The organism is Streptomyces sp. NBC_01275, from assembly GCF_026340655.1.
In the GTDB taxonomy this organism is placed as follows: domain Bacteria; phylum Actinomycetota; class Actinomycetes; order Streptomycetales; family Streptomycetaceae; genus Streptomyces.
In genome coordinates, this window is sequence record NZ_JAPEOZ010000001.1 from 2,321,977 (window position 1) to 2,347,202 (window position 25,226).

At 70.7% G+C, this 25,226-nt stretch carries 21 protein-coding genes; 2 read left to right on the top strand and 19 right to left on the bottom strand.

Annotated elements, in window-relative coordinates; translation table 11 throughout:
• Positions 1 to 19 precede the first annotated feature (19 nt).
• Positions 20 to 589, bottom strand: coding sequence for a dienelactone hydrolase family protein (locus OG562_RS10005; protein WP_266395975.1), 570 nt, complete (start codon positions 587 to 589; stop codon positions 20 to 22).
• A 121-nt stretch (positions 590 to 710) separates the two neighbouring features.
• Between OG562_RS10005 and OG562_RS10010 the strand changes: the two genes are divergently transcribed.
• Entirely contained in the window at positions 711 to 1,820 is a 1,110-nt protein-coding gene (locus tag OG562_RS10010; protein ID WP_266395976.1) for a mechanosensitive ion channel family protein, read from the top strand.
• Positions 1,821 to 1,979: 159 nt separating this feature from the next.
• On the opposite strand, the gene OG562_RS10015 is transcribed toward OG562_RS10010, so the two are convergent.
• The 5 genes from OG562_RS10015 to OG562_RS10035 form a co-directional block, all read right to left on the bottom strand.
• Positions 1,980 to 3,569 carry a Na+/H+ antiporter gene (locus tag OG562_RS10015; RefSeq protein WP_266395977.1) on the bottom strand — a complete coding sequence of 530 codons (1,590 nt, stop codon included), beginning with the start codon at positions 3,567 to 3,569 and terminating at the stop codon, positions 1,980 to 1,982.
• A 117-nt stretch (positions 3,570 to 3,686) separates the two neighbouring features.
• On the bottom strand, positions 3,687 to 4,196 hold the full coding sequence (locus OG562_RS10020; protein ID WP_266395979.1) for a GNAT family N-acetyltransferase: 510 nt from the start codon (positions 4,194 to 4,196) through the stop codon (positions 3,687 to 3,689).
• A 14-nt stretch (positions 4,197 to 4,210) separates the two neighbouring features.
• Positions 4,211 to 5,155 (bottom strand): RluA family pseudouridine synthase, encoded by a 945-nt coding sequence (locus OG562_RS10025; protein ID WP_266395980.1) that lies wholly within the window; start codon positions 5,153 to 5,155, stop codon positions 4,211 to 4,213.
• Positions 5,156 to 5,231: 76 nt separating this feature from the next.
• Positions 5,232 to 5,831: a signal peptidase II gene (gene lspA / locus OG562_RS10030; protein ID WP_266395982.1), complete on the bottom strand. Its 600-nt coding sequence runs from the start codon at positions 5,829 to 5,831 to the stop codon at positions 5,232 to 5,234.
• Between the two features lie 68 nt (positions 5,832 to 5,899).
• A complete protein-coding gene (locus OG562_RS10035) occupies positions 5,900 to 6,811 on the bottom strand; it encodes a TraR/DksA family transcriptional regulator (RefSeq protein WP_266395983.1) in 912 nt (303 codons plus the stop codon).
• 627 nt (positions 6,812 to 7,438) lie between these two features.
• On the opposite strand from OG562_RS10035, the gene ileS reads away from it, so the two are divergent.
• Entirely contained in the window at positions 7,439 to 10,582 is a 3,144-nt protein-coding gene (gene ileS, locus OG562_RS10040) for an isoleucine--tRNA ligase (RefSeq protein WP_266395984.1), read from the top strand.
• Between the two features lie 219 nt (positions 10,583 to 10,801).
• On the opposite strand, the gene OG562_RS10045 is transcribed toward ileS, so the two are convergent.
• The 13 genes from OG562_RS10045 to OG562_RS10105 form a co-directional block, all read right to left on the bottom strand.
• Positions 10,802 to 12,115, bottom strand: coding sequence for a DivIVA domain-containing protein (locus OG562_RS10045; protein WP_266395985.1), 1,314 nt, complete (start codon positions 12,113 to 12,115; stop codon positions 10,802 to 10,804).
• A 52-nt stretch (positions 12,116 to 12,167) separates the two neighbouring features.
• Positions 12,168 to 12,452: a YggT family protein gene (locus OG562_RS10050; protein ID WP_020129925.1), complete on the bottom strand. Its 285-nt coding sequence runs from the start codon at positions 12,450 to 12,452 to the stop codon at positions 12,168 to 12,170.
• A gap of 83 nt (positions 12,453 to 12,535) precedes the next feature.
• Positions 12,536 to 13,177 (bottom strand): cell division protein SepF, encoded by a 642-nt coding sequence (locus tag OG562_RS10055; protein ID WP_266395990.1) that lies wholly within the window; start codon positions 13,175 to 13,177, stop codon positions 12,536 to 12,538.
• A 128-nt stretch (positions 13,178 to 13,305) separates the two neighbouring features.
• The gene (locus OG562_RS10060) at positions 13,306 to 14,025 is read right to left on the bottom strand and encodes a YggS family pyridoxal phosphate-dependent enzyme (RefSeq protein ID WP_266409146.1); all 720 of its coding nucleotides are present in this window, start codon (positions 14,023 to 14,025) and stop codon (positions 13,306 to 13,308) included.
• Positions 14,026 to 14,027: 2 nt separating this feature from the next.
• Positions 14,028 to 14,759 (bottom strand): peptidoglycan editing factor PgeF, encoded by a 732-nt coding sequence (gene pgeF / locus OG562_RS10065; protein WP_266395991.1) that lies wholly within the window; start codon positions 14,757 to 14,759, stop codon positions 14,028 to 14,030.
• Positions 14,756 to 15,952, bottom strand: coding sequence for a cell division protein FtsZ (ftsZ, locus tag OG562_RS10070; RefSeq protein WP_266395992.1), 1,197 nt, complete (start codon positions 15,950 to 15,952; stop codon positions 14,756 to 14,758). Before ftsZ ends, pgeF begins: the two co-directional genes overlap by 4 nt.
• A 277-nt stretch (positions 15,953 to 16,229) precedes the next feature.
• Entirely contained in the window at positions 16,230 to 17,024 is a 795-nt protein-coding gene (locus OG562_RS10075) for a cell division protein FtsQ/DivIB (RefSeq protein WP_266395993.1), read from the bottom strand.
• Positions 17,025 to 17,050: 26 nt separating this feature from the next.
• Positions 17,051 to 18,148 (bottom strand): undecaprenyldiphospho-muramoylpentapeptide beta-N-acetylglucosaminyltransferase, encoded by a 1,098-nt coding sequence (gene murG / locus OG562_RS10080; protein WP_266395994.1) that lies wholly within the window; start codon positions 18,146 to 18,148, stop codon positions 17,051 to 17,053.
• A 6-nt stretch (positions 18,149 to 18,154) separates the two neighbouring features.
• A complete protein-coding gene (gene ftsW, locus OG562_RS10085) occupies positions 18,155 to 19,552 on the bottom strand; it encodes a putative lipid II flippase FtsW (RefSeq protein ID WP_266395995.1) in 1,398 nt (465 codons plus the stop codon).
• A 36-nt stretch (positions 19,553 to 19,588) separates the two neighbouring features.
• On the bottom strand, positions 19,589 to 21,022 hold the full coding sequence (murD, locus tag OG562_RS10090; RefSeq protein ID WP_266395996.1) for a UDP-N-acetylmuramoyl-L-alanine--D-glutamate ligase: 1,434 nt from the start codon (positions 21,020 to 21,022) through the stop codon (positions 19,589 to 19,591).
• Positions 21,004 to 22,077, bottom strand: a complete 1,074-nt coding sequence (gene mraY / locus OG562_RS10095; RefSeq protein WP_266395997.1) for a phospho-N-acetylmuramoyl-pentapeptide-transferase — start codon at positions 22,075 to 22,077, stop codon at positions 21,004 to 21,006. The genes murD and mraY overlap by 19 nt, the downstream gene beginning before the upstream one ends.
• Positions 22,074 to 23,504, bottom strand: a complete 1,431-nt coding sequence (gene murF / locus OG562_RS10100; RefSeq protein ID WP_266395998.1) for a UDP-N-acetylmuramoyl-tripeptide--D-alanyl-D-alanine ligase — start codon at positions 23,502 to 23,504, stop codon at positions 22,074 to 22,076. Before murF ends, mraY begins: the two co-directional genes overlap by 4 nt.
• A 4-nt stretch (positions 23,505 to 23,508) precedes the next feature.
• Positions 23,509 to 25,029 carry a UDP-N-acetylmuramoyl-L-alanyl-D-glutamate--2,6-diaminopimelate ligase gene (locus OG562_RS10105; RefSeq protein ID WP_266396000.1) on the bottom strand — a complete coding sequence of 507 codons (1,521 nt, stop codon included), beginning with the start codon at positions 25,027 to 25,029 and terminating at the stop codon, positions 23,509 to 23,511.
• Between the last annotated feature and the right edge of the window lie 197 nt (positions 25,030 to 25,226).

The following is a 25,226-nucleotide window of genomic DNA, read 5'->3' on the forward strand; positions in this document are numbered from 1 at the left end:
GCTGCGAGAGCCCAGGTCGCTACAGCGTTTCGAGGAAGCCGAGCGCCACCCGCCAGGTGGCCTCGGCGGCCTCCGCGTCGTAGTCCGGCAGGTCGGGGTCGGTGTACAGGTGCCCGGCGCCCGCGTACCGGTAGATCTCCACGTCCGCGCCCGCTCTGCCCATCTGGAGATACCAGGCGCTCAGCCAGTCGTCGGTCTCGAACGGGTCCGGCTCGGCCACGTGCAGCTGCACCGGCAGGTCGTCCGCCGACACGTTGGGCGCGAGGTCCGAGGTGCCTTGCAGGAGCAGCAGGCCGCGCGCCTTGTCGTCGCCGAGGGCGAGGGTCTGCGCGATGGACGCGCCCAGCGAGAACCCGGCGTACACCAGCCCGCGCTCCGAATAGGGGGCGGCGGCCAGGACGGCTCTCTTCAGCAGCTCGTCCTTGCCGATCTCCTCCTTGTGCGCCATGCCCTCCTCGACCGTGTCGAACGTGCGCCCCGCGAAGAGGTCGGGCGTCCACACCTCGTGCCCCGCGGCGCGCAGCCGGTCCGCCGCCGCGCGCACCGCGGGCCTGAGGCCATAGGTCGAGTGAAAGAGCATGATGTTCATGAGGCCATGGTGCCAGCCGCCACCGACAACGCCGGGCGTGCGTCTCCTTACAGAAGTCGGCGACAGAAGTCGGCAGAAGTCACAGGTTCAGGACCCCGCCCGCCCGGTTACGTTCGAAGGCATGGAGATCCTGCTCCGGCCCGTGATCGTGGTCGGCGGCTCGGTCGTGCTCACGCTGCTCATCGGCTGGGCCACCGACCGTCTGCTGCGCAAGGCCGACGACCGACACCCCGAGACGTCCCTGTGGGGGCTGCTGCGCCGCGGCCGCGTCCCCTACCAGCTCGTGCTGTGCGCGGCCCTGCTGAGAGGGTCCTACGCCCAGGCCAAGCTGCTGGAGGCGCACCGGGTCGGCATCGGCCGGACGCTGACGCTGGTGCTGATCGGCTCGGCGGCCTGGCTGGTGATCCGGATCACGGGGGCGATCGTCGAGACGTCGTACTCACGGTACGCGCGCGTGCACCGCGATCCGGCACGGGTACGGCGCGTGCGGACCCAGGTGTCGCTGATCATGCGGGTGGTCTCGGCGGTGGTCGGCGTGGTCGCCACGGCGGCGATGCTGCTGACGTTCCCCGCGATGCGCGCGGCGGGCGCCTCCCTGCTGGCCTCGGCCGGAATCCTCGGCATCGTCGCCGGTGTGGCCGCCCAGTCGACGCTCGCCAACCTCTTCGCCGGGCTGCAGATCGCCTTCGGCGACATGGTGCGCATCGGCGACACGGTGGTCGTGGACGGCGAGTGGGGCACGGTCGAGGAGATCACCCTGACGTTCCTGACGGTCCGGACGTGGGACGAGCGCCGCATCACGATGCCGGTGTCGTACTTCACGTCCAAGCCCTTCGAGAACTGGTCGCGCGGCACCCCGCAGATGACCGGCATCGTCTACTTCCACGTCGACCACACCGCGCCGCTCGACGCGATGCGCGAGAAGCTGCGCGACATCCTGCGCGAGTGCCCGGCCTGGGACGGCCGTGCCTGCGGCCTCGACGTCACGGACACCACCCCGAACACCATGCAGGTGCGGGCCCTGGTCACGGCGAAGGACGCCGACGACATCTGGACGGTGCGGGTCACGGTCCGCGAACAGATGATCCGCTGGCTGTCCCACGACCACCCGTACGCCCTCCCGAGGGTGAACACAGCGGACGCGACGCTGCCCCCGGGCCATCTGCCCGGCCAGTCCCGGTCCCCGGACGGAGCGGCACGCCGGGCGCACGGCCACCGCGACTCACCGTAGGTCGCCGCGGGCGCGGGGGAGGCCGCCGACGGCGGCGTCCCCCTGCGGGGGTTTCCCGCCGTCGGCGGGAAACCCCCGCAGGGGGACGGTCACCTGTCAACCGACTGGAAACGGACGGTGCGCGGGTGGGAGACCCCACGGCGAGCACCCCTACCCGCCTCACCGAAGACTGCGCACGTCCAGCTGTCGCAGCACCCGGTCCACCACCTCGGGATTCGCCCCCGCCTCGCCCCGCGCCGCCAGCACCTCGTGCCGCGCCGCGCTCATCATCTCGCCCTGGATCCGCCGCAGCCGCTTCAGCCTCCGCACCCGATGCTCATGCCCCTCCCGCCGCTCCTCCTCCCCCATCTCGGGACTGATCCGCACCCCGATCTCGAAGGCCCGACGCAGCAGCTGCTCGGACAGCTCCTCCGGGAGCTCCTCCGCCGCCTCGATCTCCCGCAGCCGCCCCTTCGCCGCCTTCGCCGCCCGCAGCGCGAGCTCCCGTTCGAACGTCTTCTCGCCCTCCGTGTCGGCCCGCACCCCGAGCCGCTTCACCAGCCATGGCAGCGTCAGCCCCTGCACCACGAGCGTCACCATGATCACGCCGAACGCGATGAACACGATCTCGTCCCGGTCCGGAAACGCGCTCCCCTCGTCCGTCTCCAGCGGAATCGCCAGCGCCAACGCCACCGACGCCACGCCCCGCATCCCCGACCACCACATCACCAGGGTCTCCCGCCAGCTCACCGGGATGTCCTCGTCCTCCGAGTCCCGCCGCGCGTGCAGCTTCTTCGTCAGCCAGGTCGCCGGCAACAGCCACACCAGCCGTACGACGATCACCACGGCCACGATGATCGCCGCCCAGCCGAGCATCTCGCCCCACCGCCCGGACGCCGTACGGATCGCGTTGTGCAGCTCGAGGCCGATGAGCCCGAAGGCCACCCCTGTGACCAGCGTGTCGACGATGTCCCAGAACGCGTGCCCGGCGAGCCGGGTCAGCACGTCGTCGGGGTCGGTCGCGTACTCCGCGAGGAACAGCGCGCAGGTGAGGACGGCGAGCACGCCCGAGCCGTGCAGCTCCTCGGCCAGCACGTACGCCGCGTACGGCACCAGCAGGGTGAGCCCGATCTGCAGCGTCGTGTCCCCGAGGAAGTCCAGCAGCCGGTTCGCGCCCCATCCGAGGACGACGCCCACGGCCAACGCGACCACCGCGGACAGCACCAGGTCGAGCCCGGCCCGCCACGGCGAGAACGTCCCGCTCACGGCCGCGGCGATGGCTACGTGGTACAGCACGATGGCCGTCACGTCGTTGAACAGTCCCTCGCCCTCCAGGATGGACACCAGCCGGCGGGGCAGCCCGAGCTGTCCGGCCACGGCGGTCGCGGCGACGGGGTCGGGCGGCGCGACGAGCGCCCCGAGCGCGACGGCCGCGGCGACCGGCAGCCCGGGCACGACCGCGTGGGCGACGGCGGCCACGCACACGGTCGTGACGAACACCAGCGCCACGGCGAGCAGGAAGATCGGCCGTTTGTTGGCCGTGAACTGCCGCCATGAGGTCCGCCGCACGGCCGCGTACAGCAGGGGCGGCAGCAGCAGGGGCAGGATCAGCTCGGGCGGGATCTCCACGTTGGGCACGAAGTCGAGCACCGCGAGCACGATCCCGAGCAACGTCATGAGCACCGGCGCGGGCAGCCCGAACCGGTCCCCGACCGGGACGCTCACCACGGCCCCGAGCAACAGGACGAACAACAGGGCCAACTGATCCACGGTCAGCGCTCCGGAGGTCTAGAGGATCAAGAACATCCAGGCCCCCAGCCTCGCACGCACCACCGTCCGCCGAAGCGCCTGCGCCGTGTCCTCATGTGTCCGGACGTGTCCTGGGCCCTAGAGCGAGCGCCGCATCGCCCTGTGCGCGATCCCCGCGTCCGGGAACTCCGGCCCGTACGCCGCGTACCCCAGCCGCTCGTAGAACCCCAGCGCCTGCGTCTGCGCGTGCAGGTCCACGGCCGCGAGGCCACGCGCGCGTGCCGCCTCCTCGAGGGCCCGCACGAGCGCGACCCCGACGCCGAGCCCGCGCGCCTCCTTCTTCACCGCCAGCCGCCCCAGCGAGCCCACCGACAGGTCTCCGTCGGTCTTCGCCGCGGCCGCCTCGCCGTACAGCAGCCGCCCGGCCCCGAGCGCCGACCCGTCCTCCCGGACCGCCAGGACATGCACGGCCACGGTGTCGTAGGCGTCGTACTCCAGGTCCTCGGGGACGCCCTGCTCGCCGACGAAGACCTCCTTGCGCACCGCGAAGCACGCCTCCAGGTCGGCGGGGTCGCCGGCGACGCGGACCGTGTACGCGCGCGTGCCGCTCGTCCGTGCGTCGTCGCTCGTCCGTGCGTCTTCGCTCACCCTTGCGTCTCCGCTCACCCGTAGGTCTCCTCGCGGACCTGGTCCAGGGCCTTCTGCAGGTCCTCCGGGTAGTCGCTGGCGAACTCCACCCACTGCCCGTCCCCGGGGTGCTCGAAGCCCAGCCGCACGGCGTGCAGCCACTGGCGGGTCAGGTGCAGCCGCTTGGCGAGCGTGGGATCGGCGCCGTACGTCAGGTCGCCCACGCACGGATGGCGGTGGGCGGCCATGTGGACGCGGATCTGGTGCGTACGGCCCGTCTCGAGCTTGACGTCCAGCAGGGAGGCCGCGCGGAAGGCCTCGATCAGGTCGTAGTGCGTGACGGACGCCTTCCCCTCGGCCGTGACCGCCCACTTGTAGTCGTGGTTGGGGTGGCGGCCGATGGGCGCGTCGATGGTCCCGCTGGTCGGGTCGGGGTGACCCTGGACGAGCGTGTGGTAGCGCTTGTCGACCGTGCGCTCCTTGAACTGGCGCTTGAGCGACGTGTACGCGCGCTCCGACTTGGCGACGGCCATCAGGCCGGACGTCCCGACGTCGAGGCGGTGCACGATGCCCTGGCGCTCCGCGGCGCCCGAGGTGGAGATGCGGTAGCCGGCCGCGGCCAGCCCGCCGATGACGGTCGGCCCGCTCCAGCCGGGGCTGGGATGCGCGGCGACGCCCACCGGCTTGACGATGACGACCACGTCGTCGTCGTCATGGATGATCTCCATGCCCTCGACCGGCTCGGCGACGATCTGCACCGGCGCGGGCGCCTGTGGCATCTCGACCTCCAGCCAGGCCCCGCCGTGCACCCGCTCGGACTTACCGACCACCGAGCCGTCGACCGAGACCTTCCCCGCCGCGGCGAGCTCAGCGGCCTTGGTGCGGGAGAAGCCGAACATGCGGGAGATGGCGGCGTCGACGCGCTCGCCCTCCAGGCCGTCCGGCACGGGCAGGGTACGGATCTCGGGAATCGTGCTCACCCGTCGAGTATGCAGGACGGCTCCGACACCGCCGTACGCCCAGCCCTCGGCCAGGCTTCGGCCGGCCCTCGACGACTCAGTCCTTGTGGACGGTCCCGTCGGGGTCCAGGCCCTTGAAGGACAGCAGCACGATCAGGATGCCGCCGCACACGATCGCCGAGTCCGCGAGGTTGAAGACCGCGAAGTGCTTCGGTGCGATGAAGTCCACGACCGCACCCTCGAAGACGCCCGGCGCACGGAAGATCCGGTCGGTGAGGTTGCCCAGCGCGCCGCCCAGGAGCAGGCCCAGCGCGATCGCCCAGGGCAGGCTGTAGAGCTTGCGGGCGAGCCGGGCGATCACCACGATCACCGCCGCCGCGATCACCGTGAAGATCACGGTGAAGGCCTCGCCGAAGCCGAAGGCGGCGCCCGCGTTGCGGATGGCCTCGAACTTCAGCCAGTCCCCGATGATCTCGATCGGCGCGTGGTGCTCCAGCTTGGCGACCACGATCATCTTGCTGATCAGGTCGAGGGCGTACGCGAACGCGGCGACCCCGAACAGCACGGCGATCCGGCGCCTGCCGCGCGGCTGCGCGTCGGCGCCCTCCGGTCCGTCCTGGCCGGACGACTGCTCCGGCTCAGCTCCCGCCGCCTCTGGGGTATCCGGCGTACCGATGACGCGCTCCGCCTCTGCCACGTGAGTCCCTCAACCTTAGGTGCCTGACTGAGCACGAGGGTACGGCACGCCTCCCGACACCTGGGTGATCAGTACCGGCGCTCCTGCTTCTGCTTGCACTCGACGCACAGGGTGGCCCTGGGGAAGGCCTGCATACGGGCCTTGCCGATGGGATTGCCGCAGTTCTCGCAGAGGCCGTAGGTGCCGGTGTCGAGCCGTTGCAGGGCGCGCTCGGTCTGGATCATCATCTCGCGCGCGTTGGCGGCCAGCGCCATCTCGTGCTCGCGTGTGATGTTCTTCGTGCCGGTGTCCGCCTGGTCGTCGCCGGCGCCGTCTCCCGAGTCCCGCATCAGGCCCGCCAGGGACGTCTCGGAGTGGGCGATCTCGGCGCGCAGCCGCTCCAGCTCGGACAGCAGCTCCGCGCGGGCCTCCTCGACCTCCTCGGGCGTCCAGGGCTCCTCGCCGGGGCGTACCGCGAGCTCGCCCGGCTCCGCCGCGGCGAAGCGTGCCTTGGGAACGGCGGTCTTCGCCGCCGTGGCCGTGCCCGGAGTCTTCTTCGCAACCACCGTCGTGGCTCCCGTCTGCTCCGCGGCCGAGGCCGCGCCCGCCTTCTTGGCCGTGCTCTTCCTGCCCACAGCGGCCTTCTTGGCAGCTGTCTTCCTGACCGCCGTCCTGTCGGCGGCCGTGTCCTTGCCGACCGTCTTCCTGGCGGCCGTCTCCTTCGCTGCCGCTTTCGCAGCGCTCTGGGGCGCGGCCTTCTCGACCACGGCCTCGTCGGCCACCGCCTCCTCGACCGCGGTCTTCCTGGCCGCGGTCTTCCTGGCAGTCGCCTTCTTGGCCACGGTCTTCTTCGCCGCCGCCTTCTTCGCCGCCGCCTTCCTGGTAGCCGCGCCCTGCGCGCTCTTCTTCCCTCCGACGTCCTTCGCCGCACCGTCGGAGGCACTGGCACGCGAGGACCTGCCGGACGCCGACTGCTGTACGGCGGTCTTCTTCGCCACCATGGCCGCGGCCCCTTCACATATTGTGATCTTGCACGCGAATCGTGCTGGGACGATAAATCGACTTGGGGCCCGCGGCAACGGGACGCACCGCCCGATTCGCCCGCCTCGCACACGCCACGCGGCAAGCCTGCCTGCGTTGTGCCCAGCTCCCCGCCGGGTAATCCGCCGAGCCGGGCGTCCCGGAATCCGAACACGCACATCACCCCATACAGCCACCATTCGGGTCAGATCAGACCACCCTCCGACAGGCGCTCCCGCCCGCCCTCCGCCCCGCGCTCCGAGGCCCCGAAAACCGGTCGGCCGCTGTCGTCGCGGAGCCGTACACTGGGCGGAGCGAGAAGCGTGGATGGGGACGAGTAGCGGCGTACGCAGCCCAGAGCGACCCGGGGACGGTGGAAGCCCGGGGGCGAGCGCGACGTGAAGATCACCCCGGAGCCGCCGGAAGAAGGCCCGAGAAGGGCTGGTAGAACCGGCATCGCGACCCCAATGAGGGGGCTCACCGGCGCACAGGACGCACCGGAGGGCCAAGGAGGGTGGTACCGCGGGAGCGCGCCGCACACGGCGTAGACAGGAAAGACAGCTCTCGTCCCTCCGACGGAAGGCAGTACGTCCGCCGGAGGAAGATCGATGACGCAGTACCGCCAGGTGCCCGCCCAGGTCGACCTGCCCGCCCTCGAGCACGCGGTGCTCGACTTCTGGCGCGAGCAGAAGATCTTTGCCAAGAGCCTGGAGCAGTCCGAGGGCCGCCCCGAGTGGGTGTTCTACGAGGGCCCGCCCACCGCCAACGGCATGCCGGGCGCCCACCACATCGAGGCACGCGTCTTCAAGGACGTCTTCCCCCGCTTCCGCACCATGCGCGGCTACCACGTGGCCCGCAAGGCCGGCTGGGACTGCCACGGCCTCCCGGTGGAGCTGGCGGTCGAGAAGGAGCTGGGCTTCGCCGGCAAGAAGGACATCGAGGCCTACGGCATCGCCGACTTCAACGCCCGGTGCCGCGAGTCCGTGCTGCGCCACACCGACGCCTTCTCCGAGCTGACGACCCGCATGGGCTACTGGGTCGACCTCGACGACGCCTACGTCACGATGGACCCCGAGTACATCGAGTCGGTCTGGTGGTCGCTGAAGGAGATCTTCAACAAGGGCCTGCTGGTCCAGGACCACCGCGTCGCCCCCTGGTGCCCCCGCTGCGGCACGGGACTGTCCGACCACGAGCTGGCCCAGGGCTACGAGACGGTCGTCGACCCCTCCGTGTACGTCCGTTTCCCGCTCACCTCCGGTCCGCTCGCCGGCGAGGCCGCGCTCCTCGTCTGGACGACGACCCCCTGGACCCTGGTCTCCAACACGGCCGTCGCCGCGCACCCCGACGTCACCTACGTCGTCGCGACCGACGGCGAGGAGAAGCTCGTCGTCGCCGAGCCGCTGCTCGCCAAGGCGCTCGGCGAGGGCTGGCAGAGCACCGGCCAGACCTTCACCGGCGCCGAAATGGAGCGCTGGTCCTATCAACGTCCGTTCGAGCTGGTCGAGTTCCCGGCGGACGTGAAAACCCACTACGTGGTGAACGCCGAGTACGTCACGACCGAGGACGGCACCGGTCTGGTCCACCAGTCCCCCGCCTTCGGCGAGGACGACCTCAAGGTCTGCCGCGCGTACGGCCTGCCGGTCGTGAACCCGGTCCGCCCGGACGGCGCCTTCGAGGAGTCCGTCCCGATGGTCGGCGGCGTCTTCTTCAAGAAGGCGGACGAAAAGCTCACCGAGGACCTCCAGCAGCGCGGCCTCCTCTTCAGGCACATCCCGTACGAGCACAGCTACCCGCACTGCTGGCGCTGTCACACCGCGCTCCTCTACTACGCGCAGCCGTCCTGGTACATCCGCACGACCGCCGTCAAGGACCGCCTCCTCCAGGAGAACGAGAAGACCAACTGGTTCCCGGACACGGTCAAGCACGGCCGCTTCGGCGACTGGCTGAACAACAACATCGACTGGGCGCTGTCCCGCAGCCGCTACTGGGGCACCCCGCTGCCCATCTGGCGTTGCGAGGACGACCACCTCACCGTCGTCGGCTCCCGCGCGGAGCTCGGCGAGCTGACCGGCGCCGACCAGTCGGAGCTGGACCCGCACCGCCCGTACATCGACGCCGTCACCTTCGCCTGCCCGCAGGAGGGCTGCGGAAAGACGGCCACGCGCGTGCCGGAGGTCATCGACGCCTGGTACGACTCGGGTTCGATGCCGTTCGCGCAGTGGGGCTACCCGTACAAGAACAAGGACCTGTTCGAGTCCCGCTACCCGGCGCAGTTCATCTCCGAGGCCATCGACCAGACCCGCGGCTGGTTCTACACGCTGATGGCCGTCGGCACCCTGGTCTTCGACAAGTCGTCGTACGAGAACGTCGTCTGTCTCGGGCACATCCTCGCCGAGGACGGCCGCAAGATGTCCAAGCACCTGGGCAACATCCTGCAGCCGATCCCGCTGATGGACCAGCACGGCGCCGACGCCGTGCGCTGGTTCATGGCGGCCGGCGGCTCGCCGTGGGCGGCCCGCCGCGTGGGCCACAACACCATCCAGGAGGTCGTCCGCAAGACGCTCCTGACGTACTGGAACACGGTCGCCTTCCAGGCCCTGTACGCCCGTACGTCCGGCTGGGCCCCCTCCGAGGCCGACCCGGCCCCGGCCGACCGCCCCGTACTGGACCGCTGGCTGCTCTCCGAACTCCACGCGCTCACCGACCAGGTGACGCAGGCTCTGGAGGCCTACGACACCCAGCGCGCCGGCAAGCTGCTCTCGGCCTTCGTCGACGACCTCTCCAACTGGTACGTCCGCCGCTCCCGTCGCCGCTTCTGGCAGGGCGACAAGGCCGCGCTGCGCACCCTGCACGAGGTCGTCGAGACGGTCACCAAGCTGATGGCCCCGCTGACCCCGTTCATCACCGAGCGGGTCTGGCAGGACCTCGTCGCCCCGGTCACCCCGTCCGCCCCGGAGTCCGTGCACCTGGCCTCCTGGCCGGAGGCGGACCTCACCGCCATCGACCCGGAGCTGTCGAAGCAGATGGTCCTGGTCCGCCGGCTGGTGGAGCTGGGCCGCGCCACGCGCGCGGAGTCGGGCATGAAGACCCGTCAGCCGCTGCGCCGCGCCCTCATCGCGGTCACCGGCTTCGACGCCCTCTCCCCCGAACTGCACACGCAGATCACCGAGGAGCTGAACGTCGAGTCCCTGGCGTCCCTCTCCGAAGTCGGCGGATCGCTGGTCGACACCACCGCCAAGGCCAACTTCCGCGCCCTGGGCAAGCGGTTCGGCAAGCGCGTCCAGGACGTGGCGAAGGCCGTCGCGAACGCCGACGCGGCCGCGCTGTCCCTCGCCCTGCGCGAGGGGGCCGCGTCGGTCGAGGTCGACGGCGAGACCATCGCCCTCACCCCCGACGAGGTCATCATCACGGAGACCCCGCGCGAGGGCTGGTCGGTCGCCTCCGACTCCGGCGCCACGGTCGCCCTCGACCTGGAGCTCACCGAGGAGCTGCGCCGCGCCGGTCTGGCCCGTGACGCGATCCGCCTGATCCAGGAGGCCCGCAAGAACAGCGGCCTCGACGTCGCCGACCGCATCGCGCTGCGCTGGACGGCCACCGACCCGGCGACCGTCGACGCCCTGACCGGTCACTCGGCCCTGATCGCCGACGAGGTCCTCGCCACAGACTTCGCCGAGGGCAACGCGGACGACGCCTACGGCGCCCCGTTCACCGACGAGGGCCTGACCCTGACGTTCCGCCTGCGCAAGGCATAGCAGGGAGCAGGGCACAGCAAGGCACAGTAAAAGGAACGACAAGGCGTAAGGGCGCACGGAAGGGCCCGGTCCCCCGAGGGGACCGGGCCCTTCCGTAGATCCGGCGGCGCCCGCGCCACCGTCAACATCGTCAACACGCGTAAAAAGGGCGGGCCCCGGATCGGAAATCCGGGGCCCGCCCTTTGAACGCTGCCGACGCCTAAGGCGTACTACTGGCCGTCAGTTGTCGTCCTCGTCGATGAGGAAGCCGCGCATCGGCGAGGGAGCCTGGCCCATCGGGGAGGGACCCTGCGGACGTACCGGAGCCATCGGCTGAGTCATCGCCGGGGACATCTGCTGCTGCCCGCCGTAGGACGGAGCGGCCGGGCTGGGCGCGCCCATGCCCTGGCCACCGCCGTAGGACGGGGCGCTTGCGCCGGCCGGGGCCATGGAAGGCGCCGGGGACGGCGGCAGAGAGGCCGTGGCCGGGGTGCGCGGCGGAGCGAGCGAGTCGTCGGCCTGGGTCTCCAGCTGACGCAGCTGGGACTCGAGGTACGACTTCAGACGCGTACGGTACTCGCGCTCGAAGCCGCGCAGGTCCTCGACCTTGCGCTCCAGCGTGGCGCGGGCGGACTCCAGGGAGCCCATGGCGACGCGGTGCTTCTCCTGCGCGTCCCGCTCCAGCGCGTCGGCCTTGGCGCGGGCGTCGCGCTCGAGGCCCTCGGCGCGGCTGCGGGCCTCGCCGACGATCTTGTTGGCCTCGGAACGGGCCTCGGCGATCGCCTGGTCGGCGGTCTGCTGGGCCAGCGAGAGGACACGAGCGGCGCTGTCGCCGCCGGGGCCCTGACCGGGGCCGCCCATGGGACCACCCATGGGGCCGCCCATCGGACCGCCCATCTGCTGCTGCATGGGGGGCTGGCCCATCGGACCGCCCATGGGGCCCTGGCCCATCGGACCCTGACCCATCGGACCCTGACCCATCGGGCCGGGGCCCTGCGGGCCGCCCTGGCCGCCGGGACCGGCGGGCAGCTGCGGCGCACCGCTCGGCAGCTGGGGCGGGCCGCCCATGGGGCCGCCCATCTGCTGCTGCGGCGGGCCCGATATGCCGGCGGGCACCGGGGCGCCCGGGCCTCGCATGCCCTGCTGCGGCATTCCCTGTCCGGGCATGCCCTGCTGCTGCATGCCGCCTTGCTGCATGCCGCCCTGCTGCATTCCCTGGGGCATGCCGCCCTGCTGCATGCCCTGCTGCTGCATGCCGCCCTGCTGCATACCGCCTTGCTGCATGCCGCCGCCCTGGGGCATGCCCTGCTGCGGCATGCCACCCTGCTGCTGGTCCTGCTGCTCCGGGGGCTTGCGCATGTTCTGCTGGTTCTGAGCAGCAGCACGCGTCGCCGCGGCCAGTTTGGCGCGCAGGTCCTCGTTCTCGCGGAGCAGGCGGGTCAGTTCGGCTTCGACCTCGTCGAGGAAGGCATCGACCTCGTCCTCGTCATAGCCTTCTCGGAGGCGGACGGTCGTGAACTGCTTGTTCCGCACATCCTCGGGGGTCAACGGCATCTCTTCACCTCAACGTAGTCGTCGGCATCGGCAAGACGGTAGTTCACATCGATCACAGCCGGCTCACGATCGAGATCAGGATGTAGACGATGATCATCAGTACGAAGAAGGACAGGTCGAGCGCCACGCCCCCGAGACGCAACGGCGGGATGACCCGCCGTAGAAGCTTGAGCGGTGGATCGGTGACAGTGTAGGTGGCCTCCAGAACGACCACCATCGCCTTGCCGGGCTGCCATGAGCGGGCGAACTGGAAGACGTAGTCCATGACCAACCGGAAGATGAGCACGATGAGGAAGACCATCAGCGCGATGTAGACGACATCCAGGACCACGCTCATGTTCGGTGCTTCCCTCTCCCCAGTTTCCGTGCCGCTCTGTACTGCTTCGTACTTCTTTGTACTGCCGTTTCCGGTCTTGCGTCTCAGCTCTGGTTGAAGAACCCGCCCTCTGCGATGCGGGCCTTGTCCTCCGCCGTGACATCGACGTTAGCAGGCGACAACAGGAACACCTTCTGCGTCACCCGCTCGATGCTGCCGTGAAGACCAAACACCAAACCGGCCGCAAAGTCGACAAGTCGCTTCGCGTCTGTGTCATCCATCTCAGTCAGATTCATGATCACCGGGGTGCCCTCACGGAAGTGTTCCCCGATGGTACGGGCCTCGTTGTAGGTCCGGGGGTGGAGCGTGGTGATCCGGTACGGCTCTCGTTCCGACACGACCTTGGGCATGATCACCGGTGCGTTCTTCTCCAGGGACTGACGTTCTTGTGTGATGGATGCCACGGGCGCGATGCGCGCCGGGCGCCCGGAATCCGCGACGGACGCGGCGGATCGGGCCACCGGCTCGCGCGGGGCGGGGGGTTGCACGATTCGCACCTCTTCGTCCCTTTGGGACTGATGTGCGCCGTGTGACAGGTGGGACGGCTCGTGTCGCCGGTGATCCCGCTCGGGTTCCGGGTCGAGCTCGGGTTCGAAGTCGTCGTCGGGGTCGAATCCCCGGCCGTCGTACCCATCGTCCTCCACGAGGCCGAGGTAGACCGCCATCTTGCGCATCGCGCCGGCCATGCTCTGAGTCCTCCGCTCTGTGGTGGATCGGCTGACGGTTGCCAAGTCCCGCGATCCACGTGGCCCTTGTGCCCGCCTTCCGGCGGTAATGACCATATTTTCTGCTGTGGTCCGACTTCTTGGCGACGTTACCCGAGCCTGGCGCGGACTCCGAGTACCGCAGTGCCGACGCGCACATGTGTCGCCCCAGCCGCCACGGCCTCCTCGAGGTCCGCACTCATCCCTGCCGAGACCATGTTCGCAGCCGGATGGGCTCGGCGCAGGTCAGTCGACAAATCCATCAACCGCCTGAACGCCGCCTGTTGGCGCCCCGCGTACTCCCCGGTCAAAGGTGCGACGGTCATCAGTCCGTCGAGCCGCAGCCCCGGAGAGCCGGCGACGAGGTCGGCCAACTCCTCGATCCCGCCGGGCGCCACCCCGCCGCGCTCGCCCCGCCCGCTCTCGCCGGCGTCGAGCGCGACCTGCACGAGGCAGCCGACCTCGCGATCGGTCCGTACCGCCTCCTTCGACAGCGCGGTCACCAGCCGGGACCGGTCGACGGACTGCACGAAGTCCGCGTAACCGACCACGGATCGCACCTTGTTGGTCTGCAGCTGGCCGACGAAGTGCCACCGAAGTGGCAGATCGGAGCACTCGGCCGCCTTGGGCGCCGCGTCCTGGTCCTTGTTCTCGGCGACGTGACGCACGCCGAGTTCCGACAGAATGCGTACGTCGCTCGCCGGGTAGGTCTTGGTGACCACGATCAGGGTCACCTCGTCCCGCGCCCGTCCGGCGGCCGCGCAGGCGGCGGCGATGCGCTCCTCGACCTTCGCCAGGTTCGCGGCGAGTTCGTCCCTGCGATCCGTCACGTTCATCGGTCCAGCCAGACATATCCCGCGAGTCGCCCCGTGGCGCGGTCGCGGCGGTACGAGAAGTGGTCCTTCGACTCCCGGGTGCACACCGGCGACTGCTCCCGGTCGCGCACCCCGAGCCGGTCGAGCTGGGCGTGCACTCCGGCGGTCACGTCGACCGCGGGCGTGCCCCAACTGGTCTCGGCGTGCGCCGCCGGCTCGACGGCGGCCACCTCGGCGCGCATCGCCTCCGGCACTTCGTAGCACCGGCCGCAGACGGCGGGTCCGGTGCGGGCGACGATCCGCCGGGGGTCGGCGCCGAGGTCCGTCATGGCGCGTACGGCGGCGGGGACGATCCCGGCGACCATGCCGGGCCGGCCCGCGTGCGCCGCGGCGACGATCCCGGCGACCGGGTCGGCGAGCAGCACGGGCGTGCAGTCGGCGGTGAGCACCGCGAGGGCGAGTCCGCGCCGCGCGGTGACGACGGCGTCGACCTCCGCCACGGGCCGCTCGCCCCAGGGCGCCTCGACGACCGCCGCGTCCGCCCCGTGCACCTGGTTCATCCACACGACGTCCACCGGGTCCAGCCCCAGCGACTTGGCGGCCAGTTCGCGGTTGGCGCGTACGGCGGCGGGGTCGTCGCCGACCGCGCCGCCGAGGTTGAGCTCCTCATACGGAGCGGCGCTCACCCCGCCCCACCGGTCGGTGAAGGCGAAGTGCGCGCCGCTCACGCTCTCGCGCTGTCCTATCACTTCAGGAAGTCCGGCACGTCCAGCTCCTCGGCCGCGCTGTCCGAGTAGGTCCGCGACGGCGGCACCGGCGGGGAGACCGGGAGGTCGGCCACCGGCTCGGGGGCCGGCTCCGGGTCCTCCCTCGGGGTCACGCTGCCGAGCGAGCCGAAGGACGGACGGCTGTCGGACTGCCGTACCGGGGTGGGCTCCTCGCGGCGGGGCGAGGTCGAGGACGAGCCGAGGACGGTGTCCCGGCGGGCCGGGGGCTGGCCCCCGTCGAAGCCGGCCGCGATGACCGTGACCCGGACCTCGTCGCCGAGGGCGTCGTCGATGACCGCACCGAAGATGATGTTGGCCTCGGGGTGGGCGGCCTCGCTGACCAGCTGGGCGGCCTCGTTGATCTCGAACAGGCCGAGGTCGGAGCCGCCGGAGATGGAGAGCAGGACGCCCCGGGCGCCGTCGATGGAGGCCTCCAGGAGCGGCGAGGAGATCGCCATCTCGGCGGCGGCCACCGCGCGGTCGTCGCCGCGGGCCGAGCCGATTCCCATGAGGGCCGAACCGGCCTCGGACATGACCGACTTGACGTCGGCGAAGTCGAGGTTGATGAGGCCGGGGGTGGTGATGAGGTCGGTGATGCCCTGAACGCCGGAGAGCAGGACCTGGTCCGCCGACTTGAAGGCGTCGAGGACGGAGACCTGGCGGTCGGAGATGGACAGCAGACGGTCGTTGGGGATGACGATGAGGGTGTCGACCTCTTCGCGGAGTTCGGCGATGCCGTCCTCTGCCTGGTTGGCCCGGCGCCGTCCTTCGAAGGTGAAGGGGCGGGTGACCACGCCGATGGTGAGGGCGCCGAGGTTGCGCGCGATGTTGGCCACGACGGGCGCGCCGCCGGTGCCGGTGCCGCCGCCCTCGCCGGCCGTCACGAAGACCATGTCGGCCCCCTTGAGGACCTCCTCGATCTCCTCGCGGTGGTCCTCGGCGGCCTTGCGGCCGACGGCCGGGTTGGCGCCGGCGCCGAGTCCGCGGGTCAGTTCGCGGCCGACGTCGAGCTTGACGTCGGCGTCGCTCATCAACAGCGCCTGGGCGTCCGTGTTGATGGCGATGAACTCGACGCCCTTGAGACCGACCTCGATCATCCGGTTGATGGCATTGACACCACCGCCGCCGACACCGATGACTTTGATGACTGCGAGGTAGTTCTGCGGTGCTGCCACGTCGAAGGCCTCTCGCCTCGAGTTACGTGTCGTCGCCTCGCAGGGGATGCGATCCGACGACTGATGCCGAATGGGACGGTCCGTTTCGCCGACCCGAACCCTAACGCTGAAGTTTAGGGTTACCAGTGTGTCTGTTCCTTGGAGTCTTCTGAACAGGACACTAAGTCGACAAGTGGCGCCCGTTCAACGAACACGCCGAACCTCCCGTTTTTCTTTTCACCCTATGTGATCAGCCATGTCACTGCCCAACCAGGGTGCTGGCCTGCGCGGATGTGCGTCAACTCCCCGATGACGCAGGGGCGGTGGGGACGCTGACATCGAAGTGCCGTGCGGCGGGAGATGCTTTCATGAGAGCGGTGAGCGTACGCGCCTTCGCGGCGCCCTTCTCGGCGCTGCCCCACGCCACCGTGCGGCCACCGCCCAACTCCAGCGAGATGTCGTCGTAGGAACGGACTTTGAGGGCCTGGGTCTCCTTCGCGACGGCGGCGGGGAGGTCGCCGACCGCCCGCACCGCCTCGCGCACCAGTCGGTCCTGGCCGAAGCGGCGCAGGCTCGCGGCGCCCGAACCCGACGAGGAAACGGCCATTTTCAGCAGCGGCGCGCCTTTCGGGGCTTCGGAAACCGTGGCGAAGCGGACTCCTTCGTCGTCCACTTCCACGAAGTTCGAACCGTTTTGAACCAGCAGAACCGGCTTACGCTCGGTCACTTTCAAGCCGATTCCATGGGGCCAGGAACGCACCACGTCGACGTCGTCGATCCGGGGGAGTTCGCGGCGCAGGCGCGTCTCGATCGCCCTCGTGTCGACGGAGACGAGCGGGGATCCGACCGGCACGTCGGCGGCCTCGCGCACCTGCTGCGGCGTCAGCACGCTCGTCCCCGACACGGAGACCCGCTCGACGCGCAGCCACTGCGAGCCGTACAACGTCCAGACGCCGCCCGCACCGAGAAGGACGACGGCGAGCACGAGGATGATGATCATACGAAGCCGGCGGGGGCCCAACCTCCGGACGAGGGGCGGGCCGGACGACTCCTGTTGGCGTGCACCGCGCTCGGCGGTGGCGGATCCGGCCACACTCCCTGCCCTTTCGTCGAACGTGCCTAACGGTGTGCCCGTGAGGCGGCGATCGCCTCGTACACCATCCCGACGAGCAGGTCGTCGGCGTCCCGGCGGCCGAACTCGCTGGCGGCGCGGGACATCTCGTACAGCCGGTGCGGGTCGGCGAGCACGGGCAGGACGTTCTCCCGGACCCAGTCGGGCGTCAGTTCCGCGTCGTCGACGAGCAGTCCGCCGCCGGCCTTGACCACCGGCTGGGCGTTCAGCCGCTGTTCGCCGTTGCCGATGGGCAGCGGGACGTAGGCGGCCGGGAGTCCGACGGCGGAGAGTTCGGCGACGGTCATCGCGCCCGCGCGGCAGAGCATCATGTCGGCGGCGGCGTACGCGAGGTCCATGCGTTCCACGTACGGTACCGGGATGTAGGGGGGCATCCCCGGCATCTGCTGGACGTGCGGCAGTTCGTTCTTCGGGCCGACCGCGTGCAGGATCTGGATGCCGGCCTGCTGCAGCCACGGCGCGACCTGCTGGACGACCTCGTTGAGGCGGCGGGCGCCCTGCGAGCCGCCGGAGACGAGCAGCGTCGGCAGGTTGGGGTCGAGGCCGAACATCGCACGGGCCTCGGGGCGGGCGGCGGCGCGGTCGAGGGTGGCGATGGTGCGGCGCAGCGGGATGCCGATGTAGCGGGCGTCGCGCAGCTTGCTGTCGGGCGTGGAGACCGCGACCCGGGCCGCGTAGCGCGAGCCGATCTTGTTGGCCAGGCCGGGGCGGGCGTTGGCCTCGTGGACGACGATCGGCACGCCGAGGCGCTTGGCGGCCAGGTAGCCGGGCAGGGCCACGTAACCGCCGAAGCCGACGACGCAGTCCGCCTTGGTGCGCTCCAGGATCTGCTCGGCGGCCTTGATCGTGCCGCGCAGCCGGCCCGGTACGGTGATCAGTTCGGGGGTGGGCTTGCGCGGCAGCGGCACGGCCGGGATCAGCGCGAGGTCGTAGCCCCGCTGCGGAACGAGCGTGGTCTCCAGACCGCGTTCCGTGCCCAGGGCCGTGATCCCCACGGTGGGGTCCTGCCTGCGCAGTGCGTCCGCGAGGGCGAGCGCGGGCTCGATGTGGCCGGCGGTCCCCCCACCAGCGAGTACGACATGCACCGAAATTCACCGCTCTCCGGACGAACGCGCCGCCGAGGCACGCCGTCTCATCGTGTTCCATCTCCGGGGACTCCGATCGAGCACCGGGCCCCCGGTCCCCCGCTTTCTACCAAAACGGGGGTGCCGCATCGCAAGCGCCGCCCGCGCAGCGGGTTCGTCGCGCGCGAAGGCGATCAGCAACCCGATGGCGAACATGGTCGGCAGCAGGGCGGAACCCCCGTAGGAGAACAGCGGGAGCGGGACGCCGGCGATCGGCAGCAGGCCGAGCACCGCACCGATGTTGATCACGGCTTGTGCCGTGATCCAGGTGGTCACGCCTCCCGCGGCATACCTCACGAAGGGGTCCTCCGTGCGTCCGGCCACGCGGATACCCGCATAGCCTAGAGCCGCGAACAGGGCGAGGACCGACAGCGTCCCCGCGAGACCCAGTTCCTCACCGGTGACGGCGAAGATGAAGTCGGTGTGCGCTTCGGGGAGTTGTCCCCATTTCTCCACACTCGCCCCCAGCCCTGAGCCGAAGATCCCGCCGGAGGCCAGGGCGTAGATCCCGTGCACGGCCTGCCAGCAGTCGGCGGCGCCGGAGCGGGGCTCGGTGGCGCCGATGCAGGAGAGCCGGGCCATGCGGTTCGGGCTGGTCTTGATCAGGACGACCCCGATGGTGGCGGCGACCGACAGCACTCCGACGAAGAGCCGGGTGGGCGCCCCGGCCAGCCACAGCAGGCCGAACAGGATCGCGGTGAGGATGATCGCCGTGCCCATGTCGCCGCCGAGCATGATCAGCCCGAGCAGCATGAACGCGACCGGGACGAGCGGCACCAGCATGTGCTTCCACTGGGCCAGCAGCTTCTTGTCCTGCTTGCGGGCGAGCAGGTCGGCGCTCCACAGCACCAGCGCGAGCTTGCCGAACTCGCTGGGCTGGATCTGGAAGGAGCCGCCGAGCGAGATCCAGTTCTGGTTGCCGTTGACCGACATCCCTATCCCCGGCACCTGCACCAGGGCCATCAGGAAGACGGCGCCGGCCAGGATCGGGTAGGCGAGCGCCCGGTGCAGCTTCACCGGCATCCGGGAGGCGGCCAGCAGCAGCGCGGCCCCGATGGAGGCGGCCAGGAACTGCTTGCGGAAGAAGAACGATCCCGGCAGCGACATCTGCAGCGCGGTGATCTGGGAGGCCGAGTAGACCATCACCAGCCCGAGCACGATGATCAGCAGACTGCCGCCCATGATCAGGTAGTAGGCCGTCAGCGGCCGGTCCCAGGCCTTCTGGGCGCGGGTGTAGAGCTGCCGCAGGGGGTTGTCGCGGCGCGGCGGGCGGGAGGCGGCGGGCCGGTTCGTCCGGCGGACGGCCGGATGCCCGGTGCGGCCACCGGGCGCCGGCTTCTCCGCTGTACGCCGTGACGGTCCCACGCGTTCCCTCCCAAGGTCGCCCGGCAGGCGGCCGGGTCAGGCGCCGAGTTCGCGAACGGCCTGAGCGAACGCGTCACCGCGCTGGTTGTAGTTGACGAACATGTCCATGGAGGCGCAGGCCGGGGCGAGGAGCACCGTGTCGCCTTCGACGGCGAGGCGCGAAGCCTCCTGGACAGCCGCGAGCATCGCCCCAGTGTCGGTCCGGTCGAGGTCGACGACCGGTACTTCCGGGGCGTGTCGCGCCAGGGCTTCGCGGATCAGGGCGCGATCGGCGCCGATGAGCACGACCCCGCGCAGCCGCTTCGCCGAGGAGGCGACCAGCTCGTCGAAGGTCGCGCCCTTGGCCAGCCCGCCGGCGATCCAGACGATCGACTCGTAGGCCGCCAACGAGGCCTGCGCCGCATGGGTGTTGGTCGCCTTGGAGTCGTCGACGTACGCGACGCCGTCCACGTCCGCCACATGGGCGATGCGGTGGGCGTCCGGCGTGAAGGCCCGCAGACCGTCCCGTACGGCCTTGGCGGGCACCCCGAAGGCCCGGGCGAGGGCCGCCGCCGCAAGGGCGTTGGCGATGTTGTGCGGGGCCGGCGGATCGACGTCCGTGACCTCGGCGAGTTCCTGGGCGTTCTGCTGCCGGTTCTCGACGAAGGCGCGGTCGACCAGGATGCCCTCCACGACGCCGAGTTGGGACGGGCCCGGGGTGCCGAGCGTGAACCCGACGGCCCGGCAGCCCTCCTCGACGTCCGCGGCGCGCACCAGGTCCTCGGTGGCCTTGTCGGCGACGTTGTAGACGCAGGCGATCCGATTGCCTTCGTAGACGCGGCCCTTGTCGGCGGCGTACGCCTCCATGGAGCCGTGCCAGTCGAGGTGGTCCGGGGCCAGGTTCAGCACGACGGCCGAGTGGGCGCGCAGGGACGGCGCCCAGTGCAGCTGATAGCTCGACAGCTCCACCGCCAGGACGTCGTAGCTCTCCTCGCCGAGGACCGCGTCCAACAGCGAGACGCCGATGTTGCCGACGGCCGCGGTGCGCAGGCCGGCCGCCTTCAGGATGGAGGCCAGCATCTGGGTGGTGGTCGTCTTGCCGTTGGTGCCGGTGACGCACAGCCAGGGAGCCGCCTCGGGGCCGCGCAGGCGCCACGCCAGCTCGACGTCGCCCCAGACCGGCACTCCGGCCGCGTGGGCCGCCGTGAACAGGGGCTTGTCGGGCTTCCAGCCGGGCGCGGTGACGACGAGTTCGGTGCCCTCGGGCAGGGTCGCTCCGTCGCCGAGGCGCACGGTGACGCCCAGGGCCCGGAGCTCGGCGGCCTGCTCACGCGCGCGTGCGTCGTCGCCGTCGTTGACGACGGTGACCTTCGCGCCGAGCCCGTGCAGCACCTTGGCCGCCGGGATGCCGGAGACGCCGAGCCCGGCGACGGTGACGTGCGCGCCCTCCCAGGAAGGCCCCTGCCAGTCGGTCACTTGTCTGCTGCCCATCCCGCGTAGAAGAGACCCAGTCCGACGATCACACAGATGCCCTGGATGATCCAGAAGCGGACCACGACAAGGACTTCGGACCAGCCCTTGAGTTCGAAGTGGTGCTGGAGTGGCGCCATCCGGAAGACGCGCTTTCCGGTGAGCTTGAAGGAGCCGACCTGGATGACCACCGACATCGTGATCAGCACGAACAGGCCGCCGAGAAGGGCGATCAGCAGCTCGGTGCGGGAGCAGATCGCCAGACCCGCGAGCACGCCGCCGAGCGCCAGCGAACCGGTGTCGCCCATGAAGATCTTGGCCGGCGAGGTGTTCCACCACAGGAAGCCGAGACAGGCTCCCATCAGCGCGGAGGCGATGACCGCGAGGTCCAGTGGATCGCGCACCTCGTAACAGGCGCTGGGGTTGGTCAGCGTCTCGCCGTTGGCGCAGGACTCCTGGTACTGCCAGACGCCGATGAACGTGTACGCGCCGAAGACGAGCACGGAGGCGCCGGTGGCCAGGCCGTCCAGACCGTCCGTCAGGTTCACGCCGTTGGACATCGCGAGGATCATGAACAGCGCCCAGACGACGAACAGCACCGGGCCGATCGTCCAGCCGAAGTCCGTGATGAACGAAAGCTTGGTGGAGGCCGGGGTGTTGCCCCGGTTGTCCGAGAACTGCAGGGAGAGCACCGCGAAGGCGATGCCGACGATCAGCTGGCCGGCCATCTTGGCCTTGGCCCGCAGCCCCAGCGAACGCCGCTTGACGATCTTGATGTAGTCGTCCAGGAAGCCGACCAGGCCCATCCCGCACATCAGACCGAGCACCAGCAGACCCGAGTAGGTCGGCGGCTTGCCGGTGATCACCTTGGACAGGAAGTACGCGGCGACGGTCGCGAAGATGAAGGCGATGCCGCCCATGGTCGGCGTACCGCGCTTGCTCGCGTGCTCACGCGGGCCGTCGTCGCGGATGTACTGGCCGTAGCCCTTGCGGGCCAGCAGCTTGATCAGCAGCGGGGTGCCGATCAGCGTCAGGAAGAGGCCGATGACGCCCGCGAACAGGATCTGATTCATCATCGGGCGACAACCTCACCCTCGGCACCGCTCTCGAGCAGCGCCTGCGCGACGCTCTCCAGACCGACCGAACGGGACGCCTTCACGAGTACGACATCCCCCGGGCGCAACTCGCTGCGCAACAGGTGGACCGCCGCCTGTGCGTCGGACACGTGCACCGACTCCTCACCCCACGAACCCTCGTTATATGCGCCCAATTGCAGCCAGGCGGCTTCCCTGCCCCCGACCGCGACGAGCTTGCCGACATTGAGCCGGACGGCGAGCCGTCCGACCGCGTCGTGCTCGGCGAGCGCCTCGTCCCCGAGCTCGGCCATCTTGCCGAGCACCGCCCAGGTCCGTCCCCCCCGTGCCCGTGAGGCCTCGCCCATCGCTGCCAGCGCACGCAGGGCCGCTCGCATGGACTCGGGGTTCGCGTTGTAGGCGTCGTTGACGATCGTCACGCCGTCCGGGCGCTCGGTGACCTCCATCCGCCAGCGGGAGAGGGTGTCTGCCTCGGAGAGCGCGGTGGCGATCTCTTCCGCGGACATGCCCAGCTCATGAGCGACGGCGGCCGCGGCGAGCGCGTTCGACACGTGGTGCTCACCGTACAGGCGCATGGTCACATCGCTGCACCCGGAGGGTGTGTGAAGGCTGAAGGCGGGCTGTCCGCTGTCCGTGAGTCGTACGTTCTCGGCGCGTACGTCCGCTTCGCCGGACTCTCCGAAAAGGACCACCTTCGCGGTCGTACGGGAGGCCATGGACCGGACCAACGGGTCGTCGGCGTTGAGGATCGCCACACCGCCCTCGGCCGCCGCGGGAAGCGCCTCCACGAGTTCGCCCTTTGCCTGTGCGATCTGTTCGCGGCCGCCGAACTCGCCGATGTGGGCGGTGCCGACGTTGAGGACAAGGCCGATCTTCGGAGGTGTCAGATCGGCGAGGTAGCGGATGTGACCGATCCCGCGGGCGCCCATCTCCAGCACGAGGAACTTCGTCTCCTCGGTGGCGGACAGGGCGGTCAGCGGCAGTCCGATCTCGTTGTTGAGCGAGCCGGGGGTGAAGACCGTGGGCGCCTTGCGCCGCAGCACCTGCGCGATCAGATCCTTGGTGCTGGTCTTGCCCGCGGAGCCGGTGAGGGCGACGAGGGTCGCGCCGAGCCGGTGCACCACGTGCCGTGCGAGGGCGCCGAGCGCCGCCTGGACGTCGTCCACGACGATCGCGGGCACGCCGACCGGCCGCGACGCCAGCACGGCCGCCGCACCCGCCTCGACGACCGCGGCCGCGAAGTCGTGGCCGTCCACGCGTTCGCCGGCGAAGGCGACGAAGAGGCTGCCGGGCTCCACCTCACGGGAGTCCCGGACGACCGGTCCGGTGACCTCGACGGACGGATCCGGTATGTCGTACGTCTGCCCGCCGACGACTGCTGCGATCTCGGCGAGGGAGAGGGCGATCACAAGTTCATCCCTGGGTCTGCTGGATAGCTTCGCGAAGCACCTGGCGGTCGTCGAACGGACGGACCACTCCGGCGATGTCCTGGCCCTGCTCATGGCCCTTGCCCGCGACCAGCACGGTGTCCCCGGCGTGCGCCCGGGCGACGGCCGCGGCGATCGCGGCGGCCCGGTCCTCGAAGAGGAGCACCTCGCCGCGCTCGTGCGCGGGCACGGACGCCGCGCCCTCGAGCATGGCCGCGAGGATCGCGAGGGGGTCCTCGGAGCGGGGGTTGTCGGAGGTCAGCACGGCGATGTCGGCGAGCCGGGCCGCGGCCGCGCCCATCGGGCCGCGCTTGGTCCGGTCCCGGTCGCCGCCGCAGCCCAGGACGATGTGCAGCCGGCCCTTGGTGACCTTGCGCAGCGCCCTGAGGACCGACTCGACGGCGTCCGTCTTGTGCGCGTAGTCGACGACCGCGAGATAGGGCTGCCCCGCGTCCACGCGCTCCAGCCGGCCCGGCACGCCCGGCACGGCGGCGACGCCGTGCGCGGCGGTCTGCGGGTCGAGGCCGGCGGCGGCGAGGGCGACGATCGCGGCGAGGGTGTTGGCCACGTTGAAGGGGCCGGGCAGCGGCGACTTGGCGGCGATGCGGACGCCGTCGGGGCCGACGACGGTGAACGTGGAGTCCATCGGGCCGATCTGGACGTCGAGCGCGCGCCAGTCGGCGTCGGGGTGGCCCTCGGCGGAGAAGCCGACGACCGGGACCGTGGCCTCGCGGGCGAGCCGGCGGCCGTACTCGTCGTCGAGGTTGACCACGCCGAGCCGGCTGCGTTCCGGCGTGAACAGCTGCGCCTTGGCCTGGAAGTAGTCCTCCATGCCGGAGTGGAACTCCATGTGCTCCGGGCTGAGGTTGTTGAAGACGGCGACGTCGAAGACGCAGCCGTCGACCCGGCCGAGGACCAGCGCGTGGCTGGAGACCTCCATGGCGACCGCCTCGACGCCCTGCTCGCGCATGACGGCGAACAGGGCCTGGAGGTCGGTGGCTTCGGGGGTGGTGCGCTCGGACTTGATGCGCGTCTCGCCGATGCGCGTCTCGACGGTGCCGATGAGCCCGGTCGACCGGGCCGTCTTCAGACCGCCCTCGACCAGATACGCGGTCGTGGTCTTGCCGGAGGTGCCGGTGATGCCGATCTGGAGCAGGTCGCGGCCCGGACGGCCGTAGATGGTGGCCGCCAGCTCGCCCATCCGCGCGCGCGGGTCGTCCACGACCAAGACCGGCAGGCCGGTCGCGGCGGCGCGCTCGGCGCCGGTGGGGTCGGTCAGGACGGCGACCGCGCCCAGGCCCGCGGCCTGGGTGACGAAGTCGGCGCCGTGCAGGCGGGCGCCCGGGAGGGCGGCGTACAGGTCGCCGGGGCGGACGGCGCGGGAGTCATGGGTGATGCCCGTGACGTCCGCGGCGCGCTCCGCGACGGCGACACCCAGCTGACCGGCGAGCTCCGCGAAGGGTGTGGCGGAGACCTGGGCCGGTCGCGGCGGTCCCGGATATGTCACGGAAGCGCCCTTCTGGGTGGTTTGGGGCTGATCGGCGTGTGGCACGGCCGTGAGCGTACCGGGCGCACCCGCCCGGGGGCGAAGCGAGGAGGCGGGTGGGGAACCGGGAGATGCGTGGTTCCCGGGATCGGGAGTGATCATGGTCACGGGGCAGGTTCCTGGCTTGTTCGGCGCTGAACAGTGGGCTGAACAGTGAT

Excerpts from the sequence above, each read along its gene's own strand:
- OG562_RS10045 (WP_266395985.1), bottom strand. The coding sequence starts at position 12,115 with ATGCCGTTGACCCCCGAGGATGTGCGGAACAAGCAGTTCACGACCGTC.
- OG562_RS10010 (WP_266395976.1), top strand. The coding sequence starts at position 711 with ATGGAGATCCTGCTCCGGCCCGTGATCGTGGTCGGCGGCTCGGTCGTG.
- OG562_RS10035 (WP_266395983.1), bottom strand. The coding sequence starts at position 6,811 with ATGGTGGCGAAGAAGACCGCCGTACAGCAGTCGGCGTCCGGCAGGTCC.
- ileS (WP_266395984.1), top strand. The coding sequence starts at position 7,439 with ATGACGCAGTACCGCCAGGTGCCCGCCCAGGTCGACCTGCCCGCCCTC.
- OG562_RS10005 (WP_266395975.1), bottom strand. The coding sequence starts at position 589 with ATGAACATCATGCTCTTTCACTCGACCTATGGCCTCAGGCCCGCGGTG.
- murD (WP_266395996.1), bottom strand. The coding sequence starts at position 21,022 with ATGGGCAGCAGACAAGTGACCGACTGGCAGGGGCCTTCCTGGGAGGGC.
- OG562_RS10050 (WP_020129925.1), bottom strand. The coding sequence starts at position 12,452 with ATGAGCGTGGTCCTGGATGTCGTCTACATCGCGCTGATGGTCTTCCTC.
- mraY (WP_266395997.1), bottom strand. The coding sequence starts at position 22,077 with ATGATGAATCAGATCCTGTTCGCGGGCGTCATCGGCCTCTTCCTGACG.
- OG562_RS10055 (WP_266395990.1), bottom strand. The coding sequence starts at position 13,177 with ATGGCCGGCGCGATGCGCAAGATGGCGGTCTACCTCGGCCTCGTGGAG.